This is a genomic window from Rummeliibacillus suwonensis (assembly GCF_007896435.1).
In the GTDB taxonomy this organism is placed as follows: domain Bacteria; phylum Bacillota; class Bacilli; order Bacillales_A; family Planococcaceae; genus Rummeliibacillus; species Rummeliibacillus suwonensis.
The window spans coordinates 2,672,611-2,690,190 of sequence record NZ_VCBL01000001.1 but is presented as its reverse complement, the minus strand read 5'-3'; the positions used below and the strand labels follow the sequence as shown (position 1 = coordinate 2,690,190).

The following is a 17,580-nucleotide window of genomic DNA, read 5'->3' as shown; positions in this document are numbered from 1 at the left end:
TAAAATTTATATCATGAAGGGTATGAGAATGTTGAGTTAAGACGGCTTTCTGCTGTGTTTAGAAGAGGTGACCTACTGGCAAAACTAGGAAAAGTGGAGTAAATAACACACGCGTTGATTTTACAAAAATTAGGGAGGTAACGTGACTTTTGTAAAATCCTGCTTTTGGACCATTTATCCCGCTTTAACAGGCAGTAAGATTCCTCCTTTAAGTTTTAGAGAAGAGCAAAAAACTGCTCATAAAAGCCCGATTGGTTCAACTAACCATTCGTGGAGGTAAAGAAATCTCACTGATGGAAGCTTTACTTTATAAAGTTCTTCGCTACAATCAACGGATTTCCCTATTTTTATGGATTAAATTGGGTAATCAACACACCTGAGTAAATAATGTATTATTTCGATTGATAGTCTAGTCATGCCAAAGGGAGTCGCCACCTCTCTAGTCGCTAGATGTTACTTAAGCTATTAACAATCTATAAGTTTAACCACTTAACTAAACCTCGTATTTTAGCTATAGTTGGCGTAACCAGCCATGCTTAATTTCCAATAAAGATAATCATTGTAATCTGTGAAAGAACAGATGATGAGTCTTTTTGCAATATATTTGCTATTTCTTTTTTATAACTAGCGTTGTGGGATAATGATTTAGTATATTTCTGTATACAGTATATGGCATCTTCTATTGTTATTCGATGGTTTGTCTTTGCAAAGCCAATAATTAAAAGTCTTAAGATGGAAAAGTCCACACAAATAGTAGTGAAGTTACCTAATAAGTCCCGATTTTCACAAGTTTTCAAGTGAGTATAAACGGCATTTACTAAAAAATTCTCTAATATAAATTCATATTTCTCGATAAACGGCATGTAGTAAGTGTCAAATGCATGATTAACTGTATTTTCAGCTATTTCATAGAAATCATCATTATTAAGATGTAATGATGATTTTACGATTTTCGTAAACTGATTATACTCTGCAGTTAAAGAAGTATTAAGTACAGATGAAACGAGTGTTATTTGATTTGTAAAATTCTTAGGCATATTTGCAAAAGCTTCACCTAAATTGGAATTATTTAAAAAATTTATATAATGCTTGATTAAATCGTCCACTTGAGTGTAAGTTTTTTTCTCTAAATTAATATACTTTTGTAAAAACATAGAGAGAATTAAAAGCCTAGTTTCTAACGAATGTTGCCGATTTTGAAGTGTATCAATCATAAAGATTCTTATTTTCCAAAATATAGTGTTTTCTTCTTCGGTTTGATGGTAAATCAATGTGGGAGAGATTAATTCAGTTCCTTCATCTTCTATAAAGTCAATGCCTTCAGGACGATTCAAAACAATTCTAGCAGCTTCAGGGCAGGATAACAGAAGCGATTTCTCAATAATGCCATTTACTTCACTAATTTCACGTGGATAAATGGTACAAGTACGGCAAAGTGATTGCTCACCTAAATCCTTTTGAATACTACAAAGTCCATCATTCGTTAACATTGTACAACAATTGTTTTCATCCAATTTAAATTGACCATAATTAAAATCATTTACAGTATTCGAGCGGTTACGTTTGATATTTTGATGTAATGTATCTTTTATATTCGGATTAGTTTCATTCTTGTATTTTTTGAATGTTTTCTTATCTATATCAATTTGCCAACCAGCGCAGCAAGTATCTTCACACTTGCCACCAATACATTTAAATTTAACAAAATATGTAGGGATTAAATGGTGTGATGATTTTCTTGTCATAGTTTTACTCCTTAGTTAATACAATATAGGTTATTATCGGCTTTTCTCATGTTTTCTTGATAAATTAATTTAAAAAAAGTATTATGAAAGAACTTAATACAATAGTGAAAGGAAATCTTTATGAAAAAAGTTATATTGCTAAGTGGTAAGTCACAATATGATGTGATGACTACCTGGTTGTTAGAAATTGAAAAATCTTTAATAAAGAATAACGTAGAATATATAAGAATGCTTGATTATAACTTGGAAAATTTCTCTCCTAAAATATTAGAGAATGTCGATCTTATAATAGGTTTAAATGGATGGTATGTGAGAGAAATAAAAAAAAATAATTATTTGAGGCGTATTCCATATTGCCTTTGGCTTGCAGATCATCCTATTGATCATGTGGATCGTATAAAATGTTTGGAGAGTAATGACATTTTAACGGTGATGGATAAAAAGGATTTTGATTTTGTCCGTTTTTTAGATATTCCTTGCGATACATATTTTATGCCGCATGCAGCGTTTGAAATTTCACCCATTATTTTTGAAAAAGAACTAGATGTATTATTTTTAGGATCATATCCAGATAAACAAAAGTATATAAATGGTATTAAAAAATTAGATATTCCTGTATTTAATAAAATTGTAGAATATATATTTCAACAATGTATAAATGATGACAAAATGTATTATTTTGATTTATTCAAAGAAATTATGCGACAATCTGATGTGAATTTACAATTAGAAGAAAATGAATATTTAATGACTTTAGCAAGATATATAGGGAGAATAATAAACGCTCATAGAAGAATAGAAACATTAAAAAATGTAGCTAATAGTGGAATAAAGCTTAATATATTCGGAAATAAATGGGAAAATTCAGAATTATTTAATCATCCGAATATTAATTTTTATCCCGCTGTAAATTACATTCAAGCACAAGACTTAATGAAAATGTCAAAAATCACTTTAAATATTCAAGGACTTTTATATGATGGATCACATGAGAGAGTGTATAGTGGTATGGCAAATGGATCAGTAACTGTTACTAATAGAACGCCTTTTTTAGAGGGACTTTTTATTGAAAACAAAGAAATCATTTTCTATGATTTTGACAAACAAAATATTGTAGAGAAAATCAAATATGTATTGAATAATGATGATATACGAGAAGAAATTTCTCAAAACGGTAGAATGGCTATAATAGGAAAACATACATATAATGAAAGAGTTCAACATTTAATAAATATTTACAATGATCGATTTAATATAAACCCGTAATTAAATGATATGTATAGTAACACACAGCACTTTCTACTATAATAGTCTATTAACATTTCAGGAGAAAGTTAGTTGATTTCAGGATGTATAAACAAATATCAGCGAGAACTTGAGAGCTTTGGCATACGGAATAGTTATTCAAAAACAGATCATAATACAAATGAAAGATGATTAGTTTCAGTTCCTAACAATTGAAAGTTTTCCATCTAGATAAATATTTTCCCACTTTCCTCTCGTTGTTTCTTAACAGTAGTTAAAAAGACAACAATGATTCCGATAATATTAGTGAGATATAGATATAGGTGTAAGAGGAGGAGGATTATGATGAGTATTTCTTCAATAAGCAACGCCGATTCTACAAAAAATATTGAAACTGCCAAACAACAAATATATACAAAAAATCTAGCAAAGGCAGATGCTATTTCAATCCAAGAAAAATTAGGAAATGTTTCAGAAATGACAGATGAAAATGGACAGCCGACTAAACAAGCTTATCAAACAGCCGTCAACAAATTAAATGAGTTTATGGAGTACTCACAAAAAAACTCGAAATTTGTCTTTCATGATGGTCTTGAAAAATATTATGTAGAAATCGTTGATGCAAAGACAGATAAAGTCATCAAAGAAATTCCACCAAAGGAATTACTTGATGCTTATTATGAAATGCAAAAACTAATTGGGAAAATGTTTGACAAACAAATCTAGTTAGGAGGAATTTATATGACTTCAGTTAATAGTACAAGTAGTAGTACACAGTTGGCTTATTCATATTTGCAATATAAAAATAAAATTGGTGGTCTCGTATCTGGTATGGATATTGACTCTATCATGGAAAAGTTGATGAAAGCTGAAAGTGCGCAAATGGAAAAGCTTCAGCAGCAAAAGCAAAAGTATGAATGGACACGGGATGCCTATCGTGAAGTAAATACTTCACTTTCTGCGTTTAGGGATGGACTATGGGATAACTATGGGACAAGTGATAAATGGAATACTAAGACTGCTACAACATCATTAAATGATTCAGTTACAGTGAAGGCAGGGACAGCCGCAAGTGGAAATTTAACAATTAGTCAAGTAACAGTAGCTCAGGTAGCTAGTCAAAATTATGATTCTGCATCTGTTACGAATAAAAGAATTACAGCAGATACAAATTTGAGTGATATTGGCCAATTGGGCGTTTCAAGTTTGAAAATTTTTGGGACAGATGCAACAACTGCACAGGGTGTCATCGATCAATTAAAGGCAAATGGTTATTCAGCGGGGATATCTAATGGACAATTTACAATTTCAGCTGGTAAAGATGCTGTACAATTCGATGATGACACACGTACTAGTCTTGAAAAACTAGGTTTTACATTTAATGTAGCTACACAAACATCTGGTAAGTTAACATTTGACAAAGATGGTGAAACACAAACAGCTGCAATTGATACAAAGTTGAGTGACATTGGATTGACTTCAGGTACACTTCAAATTAATGGAGGAGAAACTATTGATTTGAATAGTATTGTTTCTGAAGACCCTGATGCGACAGTAAGCGATTTATTGATGGAAGTGCAAAAACAAGGATATAAAGCTTATATTTCTGACGGAAGAATTTCGATTGAATCCGAAGATGGAAAAGCCTCTCTTTCTGTGGAATCTACTATTTCATCTGCTACATTCCAAAGTCCATTAGCCAATTCTACAGGCACATCTTTTGTTACTACCTCTGCTGATTCTACACTGCAAAATTCTAGTACGATTCAAGAAGTATTAGGTGGGGCTGCACAAGATGGTATGTTTACATTACGTGCAGTACAAGCGGATGGCTCTACAAAAGACACCACAATTACGTATAAGGGAACGGATACTATTAGTTCTCTCATGAGTAAGATCAATAGCTCAGGTGCAGGAGTTACTGCTATATTCAATAATGGACAGTTAAATATCTCAGCCAACAATACTGGAGTGAGAACAGGTAGTGATGATTTAGCAGAAGTAAGTATTTTATCTACAGTCAAAGATGAGAGTGGTAATGATGTTGAAAATACATCAGGAGCATTAGAACTTTTCTCTAAATTGACAAATCAAACTATGACTGCAGATGGAAATACTGAAAAAGAATTAACATTAGCTAATGGTGGTTCTAATGCTTCGATAACAGTTAATGGCGTTCAATACGAGCAAAATTCTAATGACTTTAATATTGCAGGTTATACGATTACAGCAACAAAAAATTTAGATGCTGCGCAAGATCCTGTTAAAGTTACGTCTTCTAATGATGTTGATAAAGCTGTTGAAAAAGTAAAGGCGTTTGTAGAAACGTATAATGGCTTAATTAAAGATTTGAATACACGTGTTACTGAAAAGAAAAATTTAGACTATGCACCATTAACTGATGCACAAAAAGCTGAAATGACAGAGGATCAAATCTCAAAATGGGAAGTTAAAGCAAAAGCAGGTCTTCTAAAAAGTGATGATAATATTGAAGCGGCTTTATACTCAATGCGATCAACATTATCTCAATATGGTAGTGAATCAGGAGATACTTTATATAAAATTGGTATTACAACATCTAAAGAATGGTCAGATAACGGTAAGCTAGAAATTGATGAAGAAAAATTACGTAAAGCTGTAGAGGCAGATCCTGATATTCTTAAGAGAATCTTTAACGGGAATTCAGCGACTGGTGAGAATGGGGTCATCGCCGATTTGCGTGATTCAGCCAAAACAGCCATTACAAATATTGAGCAAACTGCTGGGAAGGCATCATCAACATCTGATAGTTCTTATTCATTAGGAAGAACTATTTCTGATTTAGATACGAAAATTGACAACTGGAAAGACCGCCTAAAAGACATTGAAGAACGTTATTGGAATCAGTTCTCCGCAATGGAACTAGCAATCCAAAAAGCCAATAGCCAATCTTCCATCTTCTCATCAGGATCATAATAGGAACATGCGAAACTAAAGGAGTTGTTCGATTTGTCAGTACAAAATGCATATAATGCATACAAACAAAACAGTGTTACAACCGCGTCCCCGGGTGAACTGACATTAATGCTTTACAATGGCTGTATCAAATTTATCCATCAAGGAAAAAAAGCGATTATAGCCGAGGATATTGAAAACCGCAATAGGAATATTCAAAAAGCACAGGCCATTATTTCAGAATTGATGGCGACCTTGAATATGGATATACCGATTTCAAAAGAAATGTTTAATCTATACGAATACATGCATCGTCGTTTAACAGAAGCAAATATCCAAAATGATGCGGCTATTTTAGATGAAGTAGAAGGCTTGGTTACGGAATTCCGTGATACTTGGAAAGAAGTCATCAAAATCAATCGTCAAAAACAATTTGCTGGAGATCAGTTATAATGGATCAAATCCAAGAATTGTTACAAGTTTCAGCTCAACTTTACAAGCATTTAACGCAGCTTCCAGCAGATAAAGAACGAGATGCTTATATCCAAAAAATGGATGACTACTTGGACAAGCGTGGCATCATCATTGATGAGTTGAAAAAGCTCGATGCCAATCCAATCATCGGTCATCCATTTGAGAAACAATTAAGAGAGCTTGATAAAGGTATTATCGAGCGTTTAAAAAAGGCAAAAGCTGAAATTGCTCAAGATATGAAAAATCTCCAAAAATCCAAAACCTCTGAACGCCGATATGTCGATCCATATGCTAGTGTTCGAGTGATGGATGGTACTTATTTTGATGGAAGAAAATAGCGGCTATTTGCAGTAAGAGATTAGAAGGTTCTCACGAAGTACTATTTTCGTGAGAATCTTTTTTGTGTACACTTGGCATTGTTGATAATTTGGTGTTGGATGCTTATGATAAGTTAAACAGTAGGAACTTTTTAGCGAATAGTAGTAAGAGTATCCATGGTGACGTGATAGCTGAAGAAAACTGGATGTAGATCCTTGGACTAACGAATAGGAATTAGATAAAGTGAAATTCCATCAGTGATGGAAGCTTTACTTTATCATATGATTTATAAATTGTTTATGCTTTTTAGAGGTTTAAAATCAGTGAACCATACTAATTTACCATGGAATTTTTCGGAAATTTTCTGAATATTAAAAGAAGAGAATTCAACGTTGATTTAAATAGCATTTTCTAATTTTTTTTGGTCAATTATAGTTCTATGTGAACAGCTTTCTTTTGTTTCGAGCTTATTATGACAAATCTATATATGCGATTTTTTTCAATATTAAAGTTGTACTAGTAATTAATTAGAAGTATATAGGTTTATAATTGTTGAAAATATTTCAATATATACTGATCTTAAGGTAAAATTTACATAAGGTGTTGTGTGTCTATAAATTATAGTTATTTGAAAGCTTAGAAGGAGGTGCAAACATGGAGAGTTCTGAAATTTGGAATCTGATAAAGTTGGGAGAAGATGCAGAGTTAGAATGCAAATTAGCCAGTAAAGGGACAGTTCCAAAAGAAATGTGGTACACATATTCAGCATTTGCCAATACCAATGGTGGAACAATCCTTTTAGGAATCAAGGAAGAGAATGGATTATTTTATCCAGTAGATATTGATGTAGTAAAACTTCAAAAGGATTTTTGGGATAATGTTAATAATCGAAATAAAGTGAGCAATAATATATTACAAAACGTTACTCCATTAGTGATTGAGGGAAAGCATATTTTAAAGATTGTTGTTCCAAGAGCGATGCGTCAGCAAAAACCTGTTTATATTGGGCAGAATCCTTTGATTGGAACATATAGGCGGAATTTCGAAGGAGATTATCGATGTAGTGCAGAAGAAGTTCAACGTATGATTGCCGAACAATCTTCTTCATCACAAGATAGTAAAATACTGGATTCTTATGATTTGAAAGATATAAATACAGAATCTTTAAAAAGTTACCGTAAGAGGTTTGCTAATTTAAAACCTGATAGTACATGGAATGAACTTGATGATGTTGAATTTTTAGTGAGAATTGGAGGATGGGGAAGAAATCGTAAAACAAGGGAAGAAGGTTTGACAGTTGCAGGTTTACTCATGTTTGGAGAAGAGAATACTATTACAAGTTATTTTCCCCATTACTATTTAGATTATAGAGAAAAGAATACAGAAATTCCTGGACAACGTTGGTCTAATAGAATTACTTCACAGGATGGAACGTGGTCGGGAAATCTATATGATTTTTATTTTAAAGTAATTATAAAAATAACAGCTGATATTAATGTTCCTTTTCATTTGGAAGGGGATGAGTATGTCCGACAAGTTGAAACGAGAGTGCACAAAGCTTTAAGGGAAGCAGTACTTAATACAATTATTCATGCGAATTATTTTGGTGAAACCGGAATTGTGATTGAAAAAGAAAAAAGCTTTTTCCGTTTTTCAAATTCTGGTATTTTACGAATACCCATAGAAAAAGCTATTTCTGGAGGTAATAGTGATCCAAGAAATCCATTGCTCTTTAAGATGTTCTCACAAATAGGTTTAGGTGAACGATCTGGATATGGATTGGAAAGTATTCACACTACATGGAGACAACAACATTGGAAGCGACCTATTATAAAAGAAGAATTTCAGCCTGAAAGAACTACTCTTACGTTATATCTACTTCACTATTACCTATTGAAATTGTAAATGATATAAAGTGGATATTAAAAGATCGTTTTCACCTTCTTTCATTCGATGAAGTACTTGCATTAGTTACGACTTTCCAAGAAAAAAGTGTGAATAACGTTAGAATTCAGGAATTAACGAATAAATCTTCAAAAGACATCACTAAATTACTTTCTAATTTAGTGGAAGAAGGATTACTTTCTCCACAAGGTGCTGGGCGTGGCACCACTTATATTTTATCTGACGTTTTTTTAGAATTGAATAAACGTTATGGAAATAGCTGTGGTAATAAAGAAAATAACTTAGGTAATAACAAAAATAACTTAGGTAATAAAGAAAATAACTTAGGTAACAACAAAGATAACTTAGGTAATAAAGAAAATAACTTAGGTAATAACAGAGGAAATTTAGGTGAGCATTATAAAAGTCAAAAAAGTAATACTGAAAGACTAATGGAAATTGCAAGGCCAGCTAGGGAGAAGTCGCGTATAAAACCAGATATACTTAGAGTACTCATATTAACATTGTGCTCCGATCAGTTTTTAACAATAAATGAAATTGCTCATTATTTAAACAGAGATGCTGCTGGATTAAGAAAAAATCATATTAAGCGACTTGTCGAAAATCATCAATTAGAATTACGTTATCCGCATACGCCAAATCATAAGTATCAAGCTTATAAAGCCGTAAAGAATCCTATAGAAAATAGAAGGTAAAATCCCTTTTTCAACAATACAGATGTATACGCAAATATATTGTGATTTATTAAGAAGATCCTCATTTTTGTTGGAAAGGCTGTAGGAGGTCTTCTTCTTTTTAAATGGATTCCATATGAACAATCAGCATTTTTATCTATCTGCATTTTCATTATAAAATGGATTCAGCTAAAAAGAAAAATCATTTTTTTGAAAAGTCAAAGGAGCTCAATCATGCAAATCGAATCACTGTTCAAATCATGGCAAGCACAAGCTGCCAATCTTCCATCCTATATAAAACAAGAACTAGTAGCAAGCGAAAACGACCAACAGGCTATCGATGATCGTTTCTATCAATATGTTCCATTTGGTACAGGAGGCATGCGAGGGTTACTGGGTGTCGGTACCAACCGTATGAACATTTTCACGATTAGACGTGTGGCTTTTGGGTTAGCAAAGAGTATCGCGCATGATGGTGAAGATGCTAAAAATCGAGGTGTGGTGATTTCTTATGATTCTCGGCATTATTCATATGAATTTGCATTGGAAACAGCGAAAGTTCTTGGAGAACAGGGGCTGAAAACTTTTGTATTTGCTGAGCCGCGACCAACGCCGGAGTTATCCTTTGCTATTCGTCATCTTCATGCATATGCAGGTGTGATGATTACGGCCAGCCATAATCCGAAAGAATATAATGGCTTTAAAGTATATGGAAAAGATGGGGCACAGCTGACTCCTACGCATGCCGATCAAATTGTACATATAATGGAGGACATGGACGATATTTTCGCGATTAAAGCAGCATCGATTGAAGAGCTCCAGCAAAAAGGGCTTTATACAGAGATTTTAGAAGATATCGATATGGCTTTTCAGCAAAATCTGCAAACCATTTCTGAAAGAACAAATATCGATAAAGATCTTTCCATTGTCTACACTCCTCTTCACGGCGTCGGTTATGTGCCAGTTATGCAGGGGTTAACCAATGCAGGATTTACCAATGTTCATGTTGTGAAAGAGCAAACGATTCAAGATGGCGATTTTCCAACGGTGGTTTATCCAAATCCAGAAGAGCCCGAAACATTTCGATTAGCGATGGTATTGGGAAAGAAAACATCCGCGGATCTGTTATTAGCAACAGACCCTGATTCTGATCGTCTAGGTGTTGCCGTTCGGAATCATAATGGCTATCAACTGCTTACAGGCAATCAAGTAGGTGCTCTTGTAACCGATTATTTGATTAAAACAAAGAAAGAAAAGGATATGCTCCCTTGTAATGCCGTTCTCGTCAAAACGATTGTCACATCTGAATTGGGAGCTAAAATTGCAAAACATCATCGTATTCATACAATCAATACATTAACTGGTTTTAAATATATAGCGGAACAAATTGAACAATTTGAAAAAAAGAATACCTATTCCTATCTATTTGGCTATGAAGAGAGCTATGGCTATCTCGTCAAAAGTTATGTGCGTGATAAAGACGCTGTACAAATGGCTGTGCTGATCGCAGAAATGGCAGGATATTTTGCATTAGAAGGGCGAACGTTATTAGAGGCTTTAGAAGATTTGTATCAAACCTATGGCTATCATCGAGAGGCACTTGTTGCAAAAGTATATGAAGGGCAAAGCGGACAGCAACAAATCACAACGATTATGGAAAACTTACGTCAGCATCTTCCGTCGATCATTGCTGGTGTCCATGTACTTTGCGTGGAAGATTATTTAACTAGCAAAGCTATTTTTGCAGATGGACATACGGAAACGTTAACTTTGCCGACTGAAAATGTGTTGAAATTTAAATTAGAAGATGATTCTTGGATTGCCGTTCGCCCATCAGGTACAGAACCAAAGTGTAAGTATTATTTTGGCGTTGTAGGTGAAACCGCGGCCATTGCAGAAAAAAAATTAGAAGTACTTAAAAAGGCATTTGAAGCAATCCGTTAAGACGATATTTGGGAGACGTAGGATTGATAGCAATTGCAGGGGAGTTTCTCCATATTTCTGCCTAGATAAGACTTATGACATGTCATTCTTTTGAAATTAATAATGATTTTCATGTGTAAAGTACTTTTATCCTATTAAATACTTCTGTATAATAGAAAATAAATTTGAGTGTTGTTAAAGAAGTAGTTTTTACCTATTTAGGTTCGCCAGTAAATTGGATTATCTAAAGGAGACTTCACTTATTCGATAAAGCCTATTTAACTTTAGGATACTTTTCGAAAAAATCTAGGGAAAATATAAAGTGAAACTTCACAGATCAGGGGTTTATCTACCAACCAATAGGCTTTTTATAGGCGAGTAGATCCCTCACGCAGTATCTTTTTGCGTTTTGAAATAGGATCTTACTTTTATTACCTGTTATCGGGATACAACAGAAGAATTGTTTATCATCTAGATTTTTCCCTATTAACATGCTCTAAAAATTGTTGAAGATTGAAGGTGCTTAGGAGTGAAATATAAGCGAAAAGAATCCTTTCGTCATGTATTTGAGCGGAATGTGACCGTAGAGTATAAAGTGTTTTCTGAGCAAGGGAAAGGAAAATCTGAGTTTTGTCGTTTGGTAGATCTGAGCCCGAGTGGTGCAAAAATCGCGATGCCTATGAATCTACCTGTAGAGAAACAGACGTTTCAAATCGAATTGAATTTTGTGCTTTATGCCAAGCCTATTTCTGTGAAAGGAATTGTGAAATGGAAACTGACACAGAATGGTGGATATTTGTATGGCATCGATTTAGAAGAAAATGAAGTGGTAGAAGAGCTGATTATTTCAGAGTTGAAATTACGCCGTCGCCAAGAGGTTAAAGAAAATAATTAAAGATGTTCTCACAGAAAGGACGCCCCTTTTTGTGAGAATTTTTTTGCTTTATTTTGTTCAGTTGCGATTCATATGTCATGAATTTACCAAATCTCTTAAAATTTCATCTCTATAGACGATATAAACTATAAGATGATGATTGATATACATTTTAACAAGATGAAATAATGCTAATTCACTATTAGCGATGAAAAATGAACTATTTCAATACAAACAGACAATCGAAAAGGGAGGATTCTTGTGCGTATTAAACCTTTCATATCAATGGGACTAGCTTCGATGTTGATCGTGCCAACACTTATAACGGCAGCGAATCCAGAGCTAGCACATGCCAAAACATCTTCAAAGGCTTCATCCAAAAAAATTAGTGCAAAAGCCAAGTCAGTAATTTACAAAATCAAAGCGATTAATCCGAAAAAAACGAATTATATTTCCAAAACAAAAGCAGCTGTTAGTGCTTACAATAAGCTATCGAAAAAAGACAAAAAGATGGTTTATAACTACTCCACACTCAAAAAAAATTGGAGTAAAACGAAAGCCTATTTGAAAAAAATCGACAATCTGAACAAAAAGGTTGCTGCCTTAAATACGAAAAATTATGCAACAAAAATAGCAGCGATTAAAAAGCAATATAGTAGTTTAAATAGAGTGACGAAAGCAGCTGTTCCTAAAACAACTGTTAAAAAAATCAACTATTATGCCAATCGAAAAGCAAACTTAGTCATTGCAAGCATCAAAGCTATTAATCCCAAAAAGTCCGATTACATTGTCAAAACCAAGGCAGCCGTTAGTGCTTACAAAAAATTATCAAAAACAGATAAAAAGAAAGTCACAAACTATGCAACACTAAAGAAATATTGGACCAACATTCAGCCATATCTAAAAAAAATTGATGCATTGAACAAGAGTGTCGCAACACTAAACAGTAGCAACTTTACAACGAAATCCGTCACGTTACAAAAGCAATATGCTAGTTTAAATACTGCGACAAAAGCAGCCGTTCCAAGCACAACTCTTAAAAAATTAAGTTATTATTCGGATGTTGTAAGTACGAATAAATTATTGTTGATGTCGGTGGAACCAGATGGCACAACTATTTTAAATATTATAAATGCTTACAAAAAATTATCCGGTGCACAACAATCATTATTAAGAGATTTGGTGGATTCAAGTAAAGAGGCAACTCTAGATGAATATTTAGCTATTGAAGACATTGTGAAAGAGGCAGCAGATATTGAAAAGCAATATGAAACATTGAAACCGATTAATAAAGCGAAACCCCAAGATTCAGTGGCTTTGTATAAAAATTATACCGCTGTTAAGGACAATTCAAAAAATTACAATAGTAAAACATATAATGTAACTGCTTATATTCCAGATGATATGGAAGGTAAAATTAAGGAAGTTAATACTGCTTATAGCCAACAAATAATCGATGCAGATACCTTTAAGTCGCTTGTGGATAATTTAGAAGCAGGAACAGATTCAAATCCTTATACTACCATTATAAGTTTAAAAAATTATAAAAACCCAAGTATTACAGATAATTCACTTGGCTATCCAAAAGTAGCTCCAATTGATTTGGCAGACAAGAATGCAGTTGCCACTTATAAAAAATACGAATCAGTACCAGATATAATTGATGGTTTTAAAAATGTTAGCCTTGATCCATTAAACCAACTAACATGGGCAGGTTCTGGAGAAGAGACCAGTAAAATTTTATTATCATCGACTAAAATTTCAAAGCTAGCAGATTTGTTACCGCAATACAATAAACTTGGTGCAAATCAGAAAGCAATCGTACAAAATAAACTGGCGGCAGATAGCAATAACGCGAAAGACTATCTTTCAGAAGGAAAAAATCTTACAAGTGCACAAGCTATTGATAAAAGCTATGAATCTGCTCTGAAAAATAAAGCGAAACCCAGTTATTTTGCAGATTTATTGAAAGTAAATAGCGCATATGAAGCTGCTACACCAGAAGTAAAACGCTTTGTAGTGAATGCAGTAAAAATCAATGGTATACCAAATCTTCAAGAATATAAAGATGCAAAAACAGCTGTTGACAATTTTACAAATGCTGTGAATTCAATACCAAGCGCTACAGATACTACAACGGCTAATAGTGCTATCACAGCTATTAATGGAGTAGTAACGCAGTACAACAATGTTGCATCTAAACCTTCGTGGTTAGCTCTTGTCGATAAAACAGTATTAAAAACGTACAATGATTACGCACAAGTACCAGATGTTTTAAAATTAGTTGCGAATGTTCCAACTACCGTTCAAAATCCGTATACAGCAAAACAAATTACTAATATTACTTCTGCTACTAAAGCGTATAAAAAACTAGGCACATCTCAAAAACAAATTGTCGATATAAAATATCCTTCTTTCGCAGATCTTGTTGCAGACGAATCGAATATTACAGCAGCACAAAAAATTGATAGTGCTTATTTAAAATTAAAGAAATCTAGCAGTACTTATCCTAAAGAGGCTAAAACAGTTTATCAAACTTATGATGATGCTTCTGATGATGTGAAAACATATGTTGTCTATAAAAATAAAATAAAAGATCTATTAACGACATTTACAAGTGAACAAAATATTGCTAATACCTTTGAAACGAAAGTGAATGCATTAAGCAAAAAAAGTAAAATTGCAGATGTAGAGAGTGCGGTTGATTACTATAATACGTACATCAGCACGAGCCCTAAAGTTAGCAGTTTGGTCGATAAAGCTGTTCTAAAAAAATACAATGATTATGCACCTGTCTCAAATGTTGTCAAATTGTTGAGTCTTATTAAAGAATCAAATGTCAGCTCACCATCTGTTACTCCAACTGATGTGAAATATATACAACAATCGACAATAGCTTATAATGCTTTGAAAACGGACCCCAAAATGATCATAGATGATGCGGATCGTTCTAAGTTCCCATTCTTATATGATGGAAAATATATTACAGAGGCAGCAGCTATCGACAAGGCTTATGAAAAAGTGAAACCGACAGATGATCAATATGAAATAGAGATTTTAGATGTTTACTACCAAATGTATGATCGTGCACCTGCCGTTGTTCAAAAATATGTAGCCAATAAAGCGGAACTGGATAAGATTGGCACACGCTATGCACCACAATTGACCATCGTTCGAGATTTCGAAACGAAAGTAAGACAGATGTCGCATGTCAGTGAAAACGGTGCTACACCAAAGATTGCAAGTGTCCAAAGTCTCGAAAAATATTATTTTGATAACATAAAATATAATAAGATCAATGCTAAATATAATATTCCATTATCCACACTCATTGATCCAGAGGTGATGGAGGAGTATCGTAAATATTCATTGGTTTTACAAATTCAAGATATTGCAAAAACGATATATGTTTTATATGGAAAACTGTTTAATGAAGAAAATGTAGAATTTGATAAAGTAAAAGATGATTTTTATTGTAATGATGCTACTGGTTCGCTTAAGGATTCATCTCGTTGTCATCCTGCAGATTATTATGACAGTTCTAAAAAGGGGTATACTGATTCTGGCAAACGAGATGGAAATCCTATTAAAATCACAAATCCAAACGATATTAAATTGATTTATAAAGCGATTGATTATTTTAAACAATTAGATACACCACAAATTGCTATTTTGAAAAAAGCACCATCGTCACTAAATGACACATATTATAAGGATCGATATGGTGGTAATAATGATCCTAATACAGAATCAGGTGATGTTCACCCATCTATCCCAATGAGTATGGGAGAAATTAACAACTTCCTAAAAGCACAAGAAATTGATAAAGAATATGAAGCCTTGAGTCCATCAAGCAAAACATATATTCAAGATGCGATTGCACTGTACTATAAATTTTATAAAGCCGGTAGACCGGTTCAGTTATATACTGTGCATGAAAAAGATATTAAAGCGTTCAGCACAAGCTATGATACAGCTAGTCTGATTAGTGGGATTGAAAGTTTTATAAACAAAGTGAATTTGCTTTCGAGTACAAGTCTATTGACGGATGTTACAGGTGTTGTTGCTCAATACAATAAGTTAAATGAAGCACAACTCTCTGTACTTGATCAAGGCGTTCTCACCAAATACAATGTCTATGCACCGATTGCAGAGATTAAGGCTATAGCAGATACTATTCCGACAAGTGGAACATATAGTGTTGCAAATATTGATTCTATGCTAAAAGCTATTGCTATTTATAAAAAATTGACAAAAGATCCAAAAGCAATTGTTGACAATTACATTGTTCCAAGCAAACCATTCTTGAATGATGAAACAGAAATAAAAGCAGCCCAAAAAGTTGACAAAGCCTTCAAAGCACTCGATAAAACAGATGATAAATATGTAACGAAACTAAAACAAGTTAAGAAGGATTATGATGCTTTACCAAGCGGTGCTCAGAAATATGTAACTTCAGATATTACTACAGCAGTTAATATGGCAATTTATAAAACACCAAGTGATGCAGCAAAAGCTTTTGAAAAGTTAATTGTGGGAAGTAGTGAAAACGATCCAAATGCATGGCTTAATAGGGATACAATTCCTTATAGTACAATTAAAGGTGCTGTTGATAGCTATGAAGCTTTAAGCTCTAAGGCCAAATCATTAGTTGATAGTGATGTAATGAAAATCTATAACAAATACGCACCAATTGTAACAATAGTAGAAGCTTTAAAAAATATAACGCCTGCTAATATGAGTATTTTCCCTAATGATGAAGCATCTACGGGATATTACAAAACGCAATATCCGAATAGAGATATAGGCACTGAAATTTCAAATGCTATTCAGTTATATAATAAATTGGGAACAGATCAAAAAGACATTGTTAAAAATGAGTTAGAGGCTTCATACGAAGCTTTGTTAAACGAAACTAACAACATCAAAGCTGCACAAGCATTGGATAAAAAAATTGAAGCTATTAAACCTAAATCTTCAAGCTATGTTAAAGGAATCATCGATGCTCAAAAAACGTTAAATGTAATGCCAAAAGAACAAAGAGTATATCTCCAAAATGCAGACATCCTTGCTGGATATGATAAAACGGGCTCTCAAACAGCAAAGGCTATCGATGATTTAACTAAGTTTGAAAAAGGTGTTCAACAAGTAGAACAATGGACATCTGAAATCCAAAAAGATAGTAGTGGAAATATTATAGGTACATGTTCGGGTACAACGGATCCCTGCAACACAGCAATTACTAAAAAAATGACAGAATTAAAAACACTATTCGACCAACTAAATACTCCGAGAATTGTTGACGGTGCAGAAACGAAATTAGCTTCTTTAATCGACCGAGCAGTACTAGCACGCTACCAATATTTCCGTGAAATCTATGATGTCATTGATCAATTATAAAAAGTCATTCAAAGATCCATAAACATACTAAATTGACTTCCCTTTCTCCTATTGAGAGGGAAGTTTTTTATTGAATGAAAAGTTTTAA

General features: G+C 33.4%; 11 protein-coding genes. 10 read left to right on the top strand and 1 reads right to left on the bottom strand.

The window, feature by feature from the left end:
- Nucleotides 1-536: 536 nt before the first annotated feature.
- The gene (gene fliB / locus FEU33_RS12235; RefSeq protein WP_146549638.1) at nt 537-1,745 is read right to left on the bottom strand and encodes a flagellin lysine-N-methylase; all 1,209 of its coding nucleotides are present in this window, start codon (nt 1,743-1,745) and stop codon (nt 537-539) included.
- Between the two features lie 120 nt (nt 1,746-1,865).
- On the opposite strand from fliB, the gene FEU33_RS12230 reads away from it, so the two are divergent.
- The 10 genes from FEU33_RS12230 to FEU33_RS12190 all read left to right on the top strand — a co-directional run bounded on the left by FEU33_RS12230 (nt 1,866) and on the right by FEU33_RS12190 (nt 17,492).
- Nucleotides 1,866-3,011, top strand: a complete 1,146-nt coding sequence (locus FEU33_RS12230) for a glycosyltransferase family protein (RefSeq protein ID WP_146549637.1) — start codon at nt 1,866-1,868, stop codon at nt 3,009-3,011.
- A 324-nt stretch (nt 3,012-3,335) separates the two neighbouring features.
- Nucleotides 3,336-3,716, top strand: coding sequence for a flagellar protein FlaG (locus tag FEU33_RS12225; RefSeq protein WP_146549636.1), 381 nt, complete (start codon nt 3,336-3,338; stop codon nt 3,714-3,716).
- A gap of 15 nt (nt 3,717-3,731) precedes the next feature.
- Complete coding sequence (gene fliD, locus FEU33_RS12220; protein WP_146549635.1) at nt 3,732-5,945, top strand: flagellar filament capping protein FliD; 2,214 nt, start codon at nt 3,732-3,734, stop codon at nt 5,943-5,945.
- Nucleotides 5,946-5,978: 33 nt separating this feature from the next.
- Nucleotides 5,979-6,377, top strand: coding sequence for a flagellar export chaperone FliS (fliS, locus tag FEU33_RS12215; protein ID WP_146549634.1), 399 nt, complete (start codon nt 5,979-5,981; stop codon nt 6,375-6,377).
- On the top strand, nt 6,377-6,736 hold the full coding sequence (gene fliT, locus FEU33_RS12210) for a flagellar protein FliT (protein ID WP_146549633.1): 360 nt from the start codon (nt 6,377-6,379) through the stop codon (nt 6,734-6,736). Before fliS ends, fliT begins: the two co-directional genes overlap by 1 nt.
- A 634-nt stretch (nt 6,737-7,370) precedes the next feature.
- Nucleotides 7,371-8,621 carry an RNA-binding domain-containing protein gene (locus tag FEU33_RS19140; protein WP_244951019.1) on the top strand — a complete coding sequence of 417 codons (1,251 nt, stop codon included), beginning with the start codon at nt 7,371-7,373 and terminating at the stop codon, nt 8,619-8,621.
- A gap of 89 nt (nt 8,622-8,710) precedes the next feature.
- Nucleotides 8,711-9,316, top strand: a complete 606-nt coding sequence (locus FEU33_RS19135) for a hypothetical protein (RefSeq protein ID WP_244951018.1) — start codon at nt 8,711-8,713, stop codon at nt 9,314-9,316.
- A gap of 213 nt (nt 9,317-9,529) precedes the next feature.
- Entirely contained in the window at nt 9,530-11,239 is a 1,710-nt protein-coding gene (locus FEU33_RS12200; RefSeq protein ID WP_146549632.1) for a phospho-sugar mutase, read from the top strand.
- 508 nt (nt 11,240-11,747) lie between these two features.
- Nucleotides 11,748-12,113: a PilZ domain-containing protein gene (locus tag FEU33_RS12195; RefSeq protein ID WP_146549631.1), complete on the top strand. Its 366-nt coding sequence runs from the start codon at nt 11,748-11,750 to the stop codon at nt 12,111-12,113.
- 240 nt (nt 12,114-12,353) lie between these two features.
- Nucleotides 12,354-17,492, top strand: coding sequence for a hypothetical protein (locus FEU33_RS12190; protein WP_146549630.1), 5,139 nt, complete (start codon nt 12,354-12,356; stop codon nt 17,490-17,492).
- The last annotated feature ends 88 nt before the right edge of the window (nt 17,493-17,580 follow it).